The organism is Mycobacterium sp. (assembly GCF_035274705.1).
Lineage (GTDB): Bacteria > Actinomycetota > Actinomycetes > Mycobacteriales > Mycobacteriaceae > Mycobacterium.
Genome location: NZ_DATENY010000015.1, coordinates 65672 through 77862 on the forward strand (window position 1 = coordinate 65672; position 12191 = coordinate 77862).

Below are 12191 nucleotides of genomic sequence, written 5' to 3' on the forward strand. Positions count from 1 at the left end.
GAGTCGAAAAGCTATGTCAGATTTGCGTATTGCCGTGCTCGGCGTCGGCATGATGGGCGCGGACCACGTCGCGCGCATCACCTCACGCATCTCGGGTGCCCGCGTCGCCGTCGTGAACGATTATGTGACGGAGAAGGCCCAGGAGGTTGCCGCCTCCGTGCCCGGTGCACGGGTGGCCGCCGATCCGATCGATGCAATCACGGACGACGACGTCGACGCGGTGCTGCTCGCCACTCCGGGCCCGACGCATGAGAAGCAACTGTTGGCCTGCCTGGAACAGGGCAAACCGGTGCTGTGCGAGAAGCCGTTGACCACGGATTCGGCGTCCTCCCTCGAGGTGGCGCGCCGGGAGGCGGCGCTTGGCACTCCACTGATTCAGGTCGGCTTCATGCGCCGGTTCGATCCCGAGTACCAGCAGCTGAAGTTGCTTATCGACGGCGGCGAACTCGGCCAGCCGCTGGTGATGCACTGCGCACACCGCAACCCCACCGTGCCACCAAATTTCGACTCCGCGATGGTCGTCAGAGATTCGCTGGTGCACGAGGTCGACGTCACGCGCTTCCTGCTGGGCGAGGAGATCGCCTCGGTGCAGATCATCAAGCCGATGGTCAATCGGCGCGCACCGCGTGGGCTGCAGGATCCGCAGATCGCGATCTTCCAGACGGTCAGCGGCCGGCATGTCGACGTGGAGGTTTTCGTCACCACCGGCGTCGCCTATGAGGTGCGCACGGAGGTCGTCGGTGAACTGGGAAGCGCCACAATTGGTCTCGACGTCGGCCTGATCCGCAAGTCCACTCCCGGGACGTGGGGCGGCCGGATCACGCCGGGCTTCCGGGAACGGTTCGGCACCGCATATGACATCGAGGTGCAGCGGTGGGTCGACGCTGTCAGGTCGGGCGTCAACGTCGACGGACCAACTGCGTGGGACGGGTACGCCGCCGCGGCGGTCTGCGAAGCAGGTGTGCGGTCGCTGGAGAACGGCGGGCGCGTCGACGTGGAACTCGCGGAAAGGCTGGGTGCCTGATGAAGATCGCGTTGGATCCCACGCCGTTTCACCACGATCACGAGCTGCTCGATTTTCCGCGCGTCGTCGCGGATCTGGGATTCGAGTACCTGCAGCTGACTCCGCACCGCGACTTCATCCCGTTCTTCAACCATCCGCGCGCCGACGACGAGCTGGTGGTGAAGTTCCGCAAGGCCTTCGCGATGCCGGCGTCGGCATTGCATCGGTGCTACCGGTGCTGCGCTGGTCCGGCCCCGACGAGGATGCCCGAGAAGCGGCGGTGCGCAACTGGAAACGCGTCGTTCAGATCACCGTCGACCTCGGTGTCAACGTGATCAACACCGAATTCTCGGGTCGGCCCGAGCGGGCCGAGGAATCCGAGCGCGCGTTCTTCCGCTCCATGGAGGAGCTGGTGCCGATCTTCGAGCGCGAAGGCATCGACGTGCGCATCGACCCACATCCCGACGACTTCGTCGAAGACGGGCTGGAGGCGCTTCGGATCATCCGCGGTGTCAACTCGCCGAACATCGGGATGGTCTACGTCGCGTGCCATAGCTATCACATGGGTGGCAACATGACTGAAATCATGCGCGCGGCAGGCGAAAAGCTGCGGCTCGTCCATGTCGCGGACACGATGGATCACCGCCGCAGCCACGGCCTGCGCTACATCACCAACCCGCCGGGCAGCCCGGCCCGGGTACATCAGCACCTCAAGATCGGTGACGGTGACCTGAACTGGGACGAGTTCTTCGGCGGGCTCGCCGAGATCGGCTTCTACGACCGGCCCGACACCGTCATGGTGTCGTCCGTGTTCGCCGAGGACGAGAACGCCCACGATGTGTCGCGTTACCAACTGAAAACCATGACCGAATACGTCGCGAAACACGGCAAATAGGAAACTAAATGACCAACACGATTACCCATTGGATCAACAACAAGGCGTACCCAGGCAGCAGCGGCCGCACACAAGCCGTGACCAACCCAGCCACCGGTCAGGTCACCGGCGAGGTGGCGTTGGGCAGCGTGGAGGATGCCCGCGCGGTCATCGATGCGGCCGCGGAGGCGTTCCCGGCGTGGCGCGACACGTCGCTGGCCAAGCGCACCGCGATCCTGTTCAACTTTCGCGAGCTGCTCAATGCGCGCAAGGGTGAACTGGCGAAGATCATCACCAGCGAGCACGGCAAGGTCGTCTCTGATGCTTTGGGCGAAGTGAGCCGCGGCCAGGAGGTCGTCGAATTCGCTTGCGGTATCCCGCATCTGCTCACGGGTGGGTTCACCGAGAACGCCTCGACGAAGGTGGACGTGTACTCCATCCGCCAGCCGATAGGGCCGGTCGGCATCATCAGCCCATTCAACTTCCCGGCCATGGTGCCAATGTGGTTCTTCCCGATCGCGATCGCGACCGGCGACACCGTCGTGCTCAAGCCGTCGGAGAAGGATCCGTCGGCGTCGCTGTGGATCGCGGAGCTGTGGGCCGAAGCCGGACTCCCCCCGGGTGTCTTCAATGTGCTGCAGGGCGACAAGACCGCCGTCGACGAGCTGCTGACGAACAAGGCGATCAAATCGGTGTCGTTCGTGGGGTCAACGCCGATCGCCCAGTACGTCTACCAGACAGGCACGTCGCACGGTAAGCGGGTGCAGGCTCTTGGCGGCGCCAAGAACCACGCGGTGATCCTGCCCGACGCCGACTTGGATCTGGCCGCCGATGCGATGGTCAACGCCGGCTTCGGCTCGGCCGGTGAACGCTGCATGGCCATCAGCGCCTGTGTGGCCGTCGGCCCGATCGCCGACGACCTGGTCGCCAAGATCGCCGAACGCGCCCGCGGCATCAAGACCGGCGACGGCACCCGCGACGCCGACATGGGCCCGCTGGTCACCAAGGCCCACCGCGACAAGGTGGCGTCCTACATCGACGCCGGCGAGGCCGACGGCGCCAAGATCGTCGTCGACGGCCGCAGCGTCACCGCCGACGGCAGCGCCGAGGGGTTCTGGCTGGGCCCCACGCTGATCGACCAGGTCACGCCGGAGATGAGCGTCTACACCGACGAGATCTTCGGGCCAGTGCTGTCGGTGGTGCGCGTCGAGTCTTACGACGAGGCACTCGACCTGATCAATTCGAACCCGTACGGCAACGGCACGGCGATCTTCACCAACGATGGCGGCGCGGCCCGACGGTTCCAGAACGAGGTGGAGGTCGGCATGGTCGGCATCAACGTGCCGATCCCGGTGCCGATGGCCTACTACAGCTTTGGCGGCTGGAAGAACTCGCTGTTCGGAGACGCGCATGCGCATGGCATCGAAGGTGTGCAGTTCTTCACCCGCGGCAAGGCCATCACAAGCCGCTGGCTCGACCCCAGCCACGGCGGCATCGAACTGGGCTTCCCGCAGAACAAATAGCCCCACTACCGCGTGGGCCCACACGTGAGTAGGGGACGTGCGTGTCTGCACGCTCGCGGTAGCACAAGCGTCAGGCTGGCGGCCGAGTCTGCGCTCACGGTGCTGTGACCAGTCGCGAGCGTGCGCGAAATGCCCATGAATATCGGCGTGTCTGCGTGCAGACACGCACGCTCGCGGAAGATGAAACATGAGGCGGCTCAACGCGTCGCGCCTCCCTAGTCAAAACGGCCGCCGAGTGCGGGGGTTGCGGTTTACCAGTGCAGGCAATTTGGCCTGCATGACCCCCACACTCGGCGACCCCGCCAGAGAAGCTCGTCAGAGGATGTAGAGCATCTCCTGGTAGGTAGGTAGCGGCCAGAGGTCGTCGGCCACAATGCCTTCCAGCGTGTCGGCGGCGGCACGGACCGCATCCATCTTCGGCAACAGGCTCTGCGCGTGGGCGGCTTCCTCGGCGGCGGAGTCTCCACCGTGTTCGGCCAGGCCCGCCTTCAAGGCCGCCAGCGCAGCGGTCAGCTCCGAGAGCGGAGTGCTTACCGCCTCCAGCATCGTCATGTCGGGAGCCACACCCGCCTTCTTGAGCGTCGCGACGTTCTGCGCCAGCTCGGTCTGGTAGCGAATGGCCGCGGGCAAGATCACCGTCGACCCCAGTTCCAGGGCCAGTTTGGCCTCGACACCGATGGTCAGCGCGTACATCTCGAGGCGGACCTCGTAGCGGCTGTGAAGTTCGCGCTCGTTGAATACGCTGTATTTCTCGAACAGCTCGATGGACTCGGGCTTGATCAGTTCGGGCAGCGCATCCAGCGTGGTCTTCAGGTTCGGTAGGCCCCGCTCGGCGGCCTCGACCTGCCAGTTCTCCGAGTACCCGTCACCGTTGAAGACCACAGCGCCGTGCTCGGTGATGATGTCGGTCAGCAGCTTCTGGACGGCCTCATCGAAGTCCTCGCCGTCCTCCACAGCCTTCTCCAGGATGGTCGCCATGTAGTCGAGCGAATCGGCCATGATCGTGTTCAACATCATCATTGGCACCGCCACCGTCTGACCCGAGCCAGGAGCACGGAATTCGAACCGGTTGCCGGTGAAGGCGAACGGGCTGGTTCGGTTGCGGTCACCCGGGTCGGTCGGTAGCACCGGCAAGGTGTCGACGCCGATGATCATGCTGCCCTTGCCCTTTGACGACGTCGCGGCGCCCTTGGCGATCTGCTCGAACACGTCGGCCAGTTGGTCACCGAGGAAGATCGAGATGATCGCAGGCGGGGCCTCGTTCGCGCCGAGACGGTGGTCGTTGGTGGCCGAAGCCACCGAAACTCGTAGCAGGCCGGCGTACTTGTGGACGGCACGGATCACGGCGGCGCAGAACACCAGGAACTGCGCGTTCTCGTGTGGCGTGTCGCCGGGCACCAGCAGGGAGCCCAGCTCAGCGTTGCCCAGCGAGAAGTTGACGTGCTTGCCCGACCCGTTGACACCCGCGAACGGCTTCTCGTGGAAGAGACACTCCATGCCGTGCTTCTTGGCGATCGTCTTGAAGACAGTCATCAGCAGCTGCTGGTGGTCTGAGGCGATGTTGCCGCGCTCGAACATCGGGGCGATCTCGAACTGCCCTGGCGCGACCTCGTTGTGGCGAGTCTTGGCGGGGATACCAAGCTTGAACAGCTCACGCTCGGTATCCATCATGAAGCCCAGCACTCGCTCGGGGACCGCACCGAAGTAGTGGTCGTCGAACTCCTGCCCCTTGGGCGGCTTGGCGCCAAACACGGTGCGACCCGCGTTGATCAGGTCCGGTCGGGCCAGGAAGAAGTGGCGGTCCACGAGGAAGTACTCCTGCTCGGGCCCGCAGAACGCGACGATCTTCTCCAGGTTGTCGTGGCCGAACAGCTTCAGAATGCGCTCGGCGTGGGTGCCCATCGCCTGCTGGCTGCGCAGCAGCGGAGTCTTGTAGTCCAGCGCCTCACCGGTCATCGACACGAACACCGTTGGGATACAAAGGGTGTTGCCGTTCGGGTTCTCCAGGATGTACGCCGGGCTGGTGACGTCCCAGCCGGTGTAGCCGCGGGCCTCGAAGGTGCTTCGCAGGCCACCGGACGGGAAGCTGGACGCGTCGGGCTCGCCCTGGATCAGGGTCTTGCCCGCGAACTCGGCCAGCGTCTGACCGTCCGAGACCGGCTCCAGGAAGCTGTCGTGCTTCTCGGCGGTCAGCCCCGTCATCGGGTAGAACACGTGGGCGTAGTGTGTTGCGCCCTTCGACAGCGCCCAGTCCTTCATGGCCGACGCGACCGAGTCAGCGACTGCCGGATCCAGCTTGGCGCCCTTCTCGATGGTGGCAACCACGGACTTGTATACCGATTTGGGCAGCCGCAGCCGCATCTCGGCCAAGGTGAAGACGTTGGAGCCGAAGATCGCACCCGGCTCCTCGCCCGGTACGAAGCTGATGGCTGGAGGCACGTACGCCTCGACGTTGTTGATCGCCTGCAGACGCACTGCATTTCCGCTCAATGGACTTCCTATCGCTGCGATCGTCCGCACCCTTTGCGAACGTTGACCGGCCCACCCTAGGAAGCTTCGATAGCAAACTTGTTACGTGCGTGTCACCGACAAAATTTGAGCTCGGCGCGGCGCGCTCACCGGACGTCCTAGGCTGGACACATGGGCTCACGCCAGCACCCCGACCGGGACATCGACGCCGCCATTGACGAGAACGCGATCAAGGTCGCGGGTCCCGAGCACGAGGCGGCAGGCGTCAAGGCGGTCTTAGTGTCGCTGCGGCGCGGGCTCGAATCCATGGGCGCTGTCCGCACCGCCGCCGCGCTGGCACGGCTCAACCAGCGGCACGGATTCGACTGCCCCGGCTGCGCGTGGCCGGAAGAGCACGGCGGCCGCAAGCTGGCCGAGTTCTGCGAGAACGGCGCCAAGGCCGTCGCCGAGGAGGCCACCAAGCGCGTCGTCACGCCCGAGTTCTTCGCACGCCACTCGATCGCCGACCTCGAGGGCCGGCCGGAATACTGGCTGTCCCAACAGGGCCGGCTCACCGAACCGATGGTGCTAAGACCGGGCGACGACCACTACCGGCCGATCAGCTGGGACGATGCCTATCGGTTGATCGCCGAGGAGTTGCGCGCACTGGGCAGCCCGAACGAAGCGGTGTTCTACACATCGGGTCGCACCAGCAACGAGGCGGCGTTTCTCTATCAGTTGATGGTCCGCAGCTTCGGCACGAACAACCTGCCGGACTGCAGCAACATGTGCCACGAGTCCTCGGGCACAGCGCTGATCGAGGCGATCGGCATCGGCAAGGGATCGGTGACCGTCGAGGACGTCACGAAGGCCGACCTGATCATCATCGCGGGACAGAATCCCGGCACCAACCATCCGCGGATGCTGTCGGTGCTGGAGAAAGCCAAGGCCAACGGCGCCAAGATCATCGCGGTCAACCCGCTGCCGGAGGCCGGGTTGATCCGGTTCAAGGACCCGCAAAAGGTGCACGGCGTGATCGGCCACGGCATCCCGATCGCCGACGAGTTCGTACAGATCCGGCTCGGCGGCGACATGGCGTTGTTCGCCGGACTGGGACGCCTACTGCTGGAGGCCGACGACGCGGCCCCGGGCACGGTCGTCGACCGCGACTTCATTGCCGCCCACTGCGCGAACTTCGCCGATTACGAAGCGCGCACCCGTGCGATCGATATCGACACCGTGCTGGACGCCACCGGCATCGACCGTGCACAACTCGAGCTGGTGGCGAAGATGATGGCCGCCTCCGAGCGCACGATCGCATGCTGGGCGATGGGGTTGACGCAACATCGTCATGCCGTGCCCATGATTTCGGAGGTCACCAATGTGCTGCTGATGCGCGGCATGATCGGCAAGCCCGGCGCGGGTCTGTGTCCGGTACGTGGTCACTCCAACGTGCAGGGTGACCGCACGATGGGCATCTGGGAGAAGATGCCCGAGAAGTTCCTGGCCGCACTGGATTCCCGGTTCGGCATTGCCAGCCCACGCGAACATGGCGTCGACACCGTCGACGCCATCCGCGCGATGCGCGACGGGCGCGCGAAGGTGTTCATGGGGATGGGCGGCAACTTCGCGATGGCCACACCCGATACCACTGTCACCGAGGCCGCACTGCGCAGCTGCTCGCTGACGGTTCAGGTGTCCACCAAACTCAATCGCAGTCATGTGGTACACGGCGCCACGGCATTGATTCTGCCGTCGTTGGGCCGCACAGACCGCGACATTCAAAACAACACCAAACAACAGGTGTCGGTTGAGGATTCGATGTCGATGGTGCACCTGTCGCGTGGCAGCCTGCATCCGCCCAGTGACCAGGTGCGCAGCGAGGTCGCGATAGTCTGCCAGCTGGCGCGCACGCTGCTCGGGCCGGATCACCCGGTGCCGTGGGAACAATTCAACTCCGATTACGACACCATCCGCGACGCGATCGCGGCCGTGGTGCCGGGTTGCGAGGACTACAACCGCAAGGTGCGCGCACCCGATGGCTTTCAGCTGCCACACGGCCCTCGGGATTCGCGCGAATTCCCCACCAGCACAGGCAAAGCCAACTTCTCTGTCAACGAGGTGGAGTGGGTGCCGGTCCCGCCTGGGCGGTTGGTGCTGCAGACATTGCGCAGCCACGACCAGTACAACACCACGATCTACGGCCTCGACGATCGCTACCGAGGCGTCAAGGGCGGCCGCAGGGTGGTCTTCGTCAACCCGGCCGACATCGAGACGTTCGGCCTGACGGACGGTGACCGCGTGGACCTGGTGTCGGAGTTCACAGGGGCCGACGGCAACGTTCAGGAGCGTCGCGCCAAGGACTTCATGGTGGTTGCGTACTCGACTCCGGTCGGCAACGCCGCCGCATATTATCCAGAGACCAATTCCCTTGTGCCGCTGGATCACACGGCCGCGAAGTCCAATACACCGGTGTCGAAAGCGATCGTCATCAGGCTGGAGGCAGCCTCGGGGACGGAGCGAAGCGACAAGGGGGCAACACAGTGGGGCGGGTAACGGCGCGCCGCCGGGTCCATCATCTAACCGCCGACGACGCGGTCGCGCGCCCGGAGACGCTCGTCGTCGAGGAGCCGTTGGAGATCCGGGTCAACGGCAGCCCGATAACCGTCACCATGCGCACCCCCGGTTCGGATATCGAGCTGGCGCAAGGCTTTTTGCTGACCGAGGGAGTGATCAGCCACCGCGACGACGTGCTTACCGTGCGCTACTGCAAAGGCGCCACCGACGACAGCTCGGGTTTTTCGCAAAACACTTACAACGTCCTCGACGTCACCTTGGCGCCCGGCGTCCAGATGCCCGATGTCGACGTCACCCGCAACTTCTACACCACCTCGTCATGCGGGGTCTGCGGCAAGGCGTCGCTGGACGCAGTGCGGCTGATCAGCCGCCACTGCCCCGGTGACGACCCGTCGACCGTCAGCGCCGAGACACTGTCGGCGATGCCCGCGAAACTGCGTGACGCACAGAAGGTTTTCGCCAGCACCGGCGGACTGCATGGCGCGGCGCTGTTCGGCGTCGACGGCACCACGTTGGCCGTCCGCGAAGACATCGGCAGACACAACGCCGTCGATAAGGTCATCGGCTGGGCGCTCGAAACAGACCGTATCCCGCTGACCGCGACGGTCCTGCTGGTCAGCGGGCGAGCGTCGTTCGAACTCACGCAAAAGGCGGTGATGGCGGGCATTCCGGTGCTGGCCGCGGTGTCGGCGCCGTCGTCCCTGGCCGTCGATCTGGCCAGCCAGTCGGGCCTCACGCTGGTGGCTTTTCTGCGGGGCGAGTCGATGAACGTCTATACCCGACCGGACCGCATCAAGCGGTCGTAGTGAGGCACCCGGGGCGCACTCCACCGTTTCGCAACGACGCGGGCGCCATCCTGGCTGGGAGCATCGCCGAGGTCGGCTACCGCCGGCTCGGCGGCATCGACCAGTGGGTCATGGTGCGGGGCAAGACCATTGACAACCCGGTGCTCGTCCATCTTCACGGCGGCCCAGGCTTTTCCGAGACGCGTCTGCTGCGCCATTTCAACGCGGATCTCGAGGAGAGTTTCACGGTCGTCTACTGGGACCAGCGCGGCGCGGGTAAGTCGTTCTCACCCGACATCCCGAAGACCTCGATGACGGTCGAGCAGTTCTTGGCCGATCTGGACGAACTCGTCGACGTGGTATGCGAGCGCACCGGAAAGCAGAAGGTCACCCTCTTCGGCCATTCGTGGGGGTCTGTGCTCGGCGTGCTCTATGCCACCCGGTTCCCGGGCAAGGTGGCGGCGTACGCCGGCAGTGGCCAGATCGGTAATTGGGCCGAGGCTGAAGCGGGGTCGTACGCGTTTGCGCTCGCCGAGGCGGCGCGTCTCGACAACCGCAAGGCGCTGAAGGAACTGCGCGAGATCGGCCCGCCGCCTTATCCCGCGTCCAGTGTGTTCAAGGAACGCACCTGGCTGCAGCGATTCGACGGCCAACTGAGACCTCGAGCCTTGTGGAGATTCGGCAAGATCGCGCTCAGCGGAACAGAATCGTCGATCTTCGACCTGCCGAATCAGCTACGCGGCTTCAGGTTTTCGATGGACGCGATGTGGTCCGAGGTCTGCCGGCTGGACCTTTTGACGGCTGCGCCGGTATTGCAGATGCCGGTCTTCTTTCTGCTCGGGCGTCGAGATCAATGGGTCCCGCCCGAGACCAGCGTGGCCTATTTCGACGCGCTCACCGCGCCGTCGAAACGGCTCGTATGGTTTGAGGAATCCGGGCATGAGTCGTTCATGGACGAACCGTCCAAGTTCAACAAAACGATGGTCGATATGGTGCGTCCGGCCGGCGTTTGAGCCTGCGGGCCGGGGCCTCTACCTGCAATCTCCACCCGATCTCCACACAACCTCCAAGCTTGATTCTCGGCCGTGGCTGAGCATCGAGGTCATGCCAGAAATTCTGATCGCGTCGCTGTCGCCCGTCGGACATATCGGACCATTGCTCAACGTCGCGCAGGGCCTGGTGAACCGCGGCGACCGCGTCACCATATTGAGCTCGGCCGCGCACGCCGCAAAGATCCGTGCCGTCGGGGCGACCCCTCGAGCGATCCCTGCCGAGGCCGACTTCGACCTGACCCGCCTCGACATCGACCTGCCTGGCCGCGCGGACACGTCGGGAATCAAGCGGGTGAACTTCGACATCGTCCGGCTGTTCGTGCAGCCGATGCCACACCAGGCGCGGGCACTGTCGGAATTGATGGCGGAAACCAAGTTCGACGCGATCATCGTCGACGCGGGCTTCTTCGGGATCTTGCCGTTCCTGCTCGGCGATCCCGCCGCCCGGCCGCCGGTGCTGGCTTATTCGACCACACCACTGATGATCGGCAGCCGCGATACTGCCCCGAGTGGCATGGGTCTGCCTCCGTCGTCGACGCCATCGGGACGGCTGCGGAACCGCGCACTGAACCTGTTGTCGCAGAAGGTCTTGCTGCGGCAGTCGCAGAACGCGGCCAACTACCTTTTGGACCGGTTGAACAGTCGTCCGCTGCCGATGTTCATCCTGGATTCCGGCCTGCTGGCCGATCGCTACATCGCGCCGACCGTTCCGGAGTTCGATTATCCGCGCAGCGATCTGCCGGCCCATGTCCGCTATGTCGGCACGGTGCACCAGGCGCCGTCGCGTGGGTTCCGCCCGCCGCCGTGGTGGCCACAGCTCGACGGTGATCGGCCGGTCGTGCACGTCACGCAGGGCACCATCGACAACGCCGATCTGGGCAGGCTGCTCGAGCCAACCATCGAGGCGCTAGGCGACGAGGACGTCATCGTGGTCGCGACGACGGGCGGCCGCGACGTGTCTCAGCTCAGGGGCCCGCTGCCGATGAACACCCTTGTCGCCGAATACATCCCGCACGACGTGCTGTTGCCCAGGGTCGACGTGATGGTCACCAACGGCGGCTACGGAGCCGTCCAACGCGCGCTGTCGACGGGCGTTCCGCTCGTGGTGGCGGGTGACACCGAAGACAAGCCCGAGGTCGCCGCGCGGGTTGCCTGGACCGGTGCGGGCATCAACCTGCGGACGGGCGCACCGACGCCGGGTGCGGTGCGCGCCGCGGTGCGCGAGGTGCTGGGCGACGGGCGCTACCTGCGCCGTGCTCGAGAACTCGAGGCGGCATTCGCGCGTCGCGACGGGGTCGCCGAGATCACGGCGCTGGTCGATGAAGTGGTCAGCGAACGCCGCGGCGTCGTGCGGCGATGACCAAACCAAACACCGCACTGATTCGTTTATCCAATAGGAGGTGGACAACGTGGCCGATACAACTGAGACATGCGGCGTCTACGCGCTGTCGTGGCGGTCTCGTAGCGAACCCCGACTGGCGTGCCACTGGACCTACTGCTTGTCATCGGATGAGATGCAGGCTGCCATGGCCCAGACCGATGACGAGGGCGCACCGATTGTCGTCAGGTCTGCGGGCTGGCTGTCGGTCGACGACATGCTTGTCGCCAGCTGATGTCGCTCAGTATGTGTGCCGATCCGTTCGGGCGTCCGCCGATCGAACCGGACACGATGCGTACCGAGCCGGTAAAGACGCGTAGTCGGCTACTCGTGTGCGCCGAAGTCCTTCGAGGAACGCTCAAACCATGGTTACCGAGCTGCAGTTCGTCGCGATAACGGCCTTCTTGATCTGGGGCCTGGTCAGCTCGCTGTGCGGGTTGGTTCAACAGCCACAGGAGCCACAGCAGCACCGGGAAGACAACCACGGCGCGGACTCAGAAGTTCATACCGCATGCGATATCGTCGCGCCCACGCAGCTCAAGGCAAGCTGA

At 64.9% G+C, this 12191-nt stretch carries 9 protein-coding genes and 1 pseudogene; 9 read left to right on the top strand and 1 reads right to left on the bottom strand.

The features are described from left to right. Positions 1-13: 13 nt before the first annotated feature. The 3 genes and pseudogenes from VJV41_RS03520 (at position 14) to VJV41_RS03530 (ending at position 3400) form a co-directional block, all read left to right on the top strand. Positions 14-1024: a Gfo/Idh/MocA family oxidoreductase gene (locus VJV41_RS03520; protein ID WP_325331141.1), complete on the top strand. Its 1011-nt coding sequence runs from the start codon at positions 14-16 to the stop codon at positions 1022-1024. Beyond that, positions 1024-1898 (top strand): annotated as a pseudogene (locus VJV41_RS03525) (sugar phosphate isomerase/epimerase family protein). Before VJV41_RS03520 ends, VJV41_RS03525 begins: the two are co-directional and overlap by 1 nt. Positions 1899-1906: 8 nt before the next feature. Next, positions 1907-3400 carry a CoA-acylating methylmalonate-semialdehyde dehydrogenase gene (locus VJV41_RS03530; protein WP_325331143.1) on the top strand — a complete coding sequence of 498 codons (1494 nt, stop codon included), beginning with the start codon at positions 1907-1909 and terminating at the stop codon, positions 3398-3400. Between the two features lie 315 nt (positions 3401-3715). On the opposite strand, the gene VJV41_RS03535 is transcribed toward VJV41_RS03530, so the two are convergent. Further along, positions 3716-5890: a glutamine synthetase III gene (locus VJV41_RS03535; RefSeq protein ID WP_325331145.1), complete on the bottom strand. Its 2175-nt coding sequence runs from the start codon at positions 5888-5890 to the stop codon at positions 3716-3718. Positions 5891-6040: 150 nt separating this feature from the next. On the opposite strand from VJV41_RS03535, the gene VJV41_RS03540 reads away from it, so the two are divergent. From VJV41_RS03540 to VJV41_RS03565, 6 genes are all read left to right on the top strand, one after another. Further along, positions 6041-8404 (top strand): FdhF/YdeP family oxidoreductase, encoded by a 2364-nt coding sequence (locus VJV41_RS03540; RefSeq protein WP_325331147.1) that lies wholly within the window; start codon positions 6041-6043, stop codon positions 8402-8404. Next, a complete protein-coding gene (gene fdhD, locus VJV41_RS03545) occupies positions 8392-9231 on the top strand; it encodes a formate dehydrogenase accessory sulfurtransferase FdhD (RefSeq protein WP_325331149.1) in 840 nt (279 codons plus the stop codon). The genes VJV41_RS03540 and fdhD overlap by 13 nt, the downstream gene beginning before the upstream one ends. Beyond that, complete coding sequence (locus VJV41_RS03550; RefSeq protein ID WP_325331151.1) at positions 9231-10223, top strand: alpha/beta hydrolase; 993 nt, start codon at positions 9231-9233, stop codon at positions 10221-10223. Before fdhD ends, VJV41_RS03550 begins: the two co-directional genes overlap by 1 nt. A gap of 91 nt (positions 10224-10314) precedes the next feature. Continuing rightward, positions 10315-11622 carry a nucleotide disphospho-sugar-binding domain-containing protein gene (locus tag VJV41_RS03555; RefSeq protein WP_325331152.1) on the top strand — a complete coding sequence of 436 codons (1308 nt, stop codon included), beginning with the start codon at positions 10315-10317 and terminating at the stop codon, positions 11620-11622. Between the two features lie 49 nt (positions 11623-11671). Continuing rightward, the gene (locus tag VJV41_RS03560) at positions 11672-11875 is read left to right on the top strand and encodes a hypothetical protein (RefSeq protein ID WP_325331154.1); all 204 of its coding nucleotides are present in this window, start codon (positions 11672-11674) and stop codon (positions 11873-11875) included. Between the two features lie 130 nt (positions 11876-12005). After that, a complete protein-coding gene (locus VJV41_RS03565; RefSeq protein ID WP_325331156.1) occupies positions 12006-12191 on the top strand; it encodes a hypothetical protein in 186 nt (61 codons plus the stop codon).

Excerpts from the sequence above, each read along its gene's own strand:
- VJV41_RS03520 (WP_325331141.1), top strand. The coding sequence starts at position 14 with ATGTCAGATTTGCGTATTGCCGTGCTCGGCGTCGGCATGATGGGCGCG.
- VJV41_RS03565 (WP_325331156.1), top strand. The coding sequence starts at position 12,006 with ATGGTTACCGAGCTGCAGTTCGTCGCGATAACGGCCTTCTTGATCTGG.
- VJV41_RS03530 (WP_325331143.1), top strand. The coding sequence starts at position 1,907 with ATGACCAACACGATTACCCATTGGATCAACAACAAGGCGTACCCAGGC.
- VJV41_RS03555 (WP_325331152.1), top strand. The coding sequence starts at position 10,315 with ATGCCAGAAATTCTGATCGCGTCGCTGTCGCCCGTCGGACATATCGGA.
- VJV41_RS03540 (WP_325331147.1), top strand. The coding sequence starts at position 6,041 with ATGGGCTCACGCCAGCACCCCGACCGGGACATCGACGCCGCCATTGAC.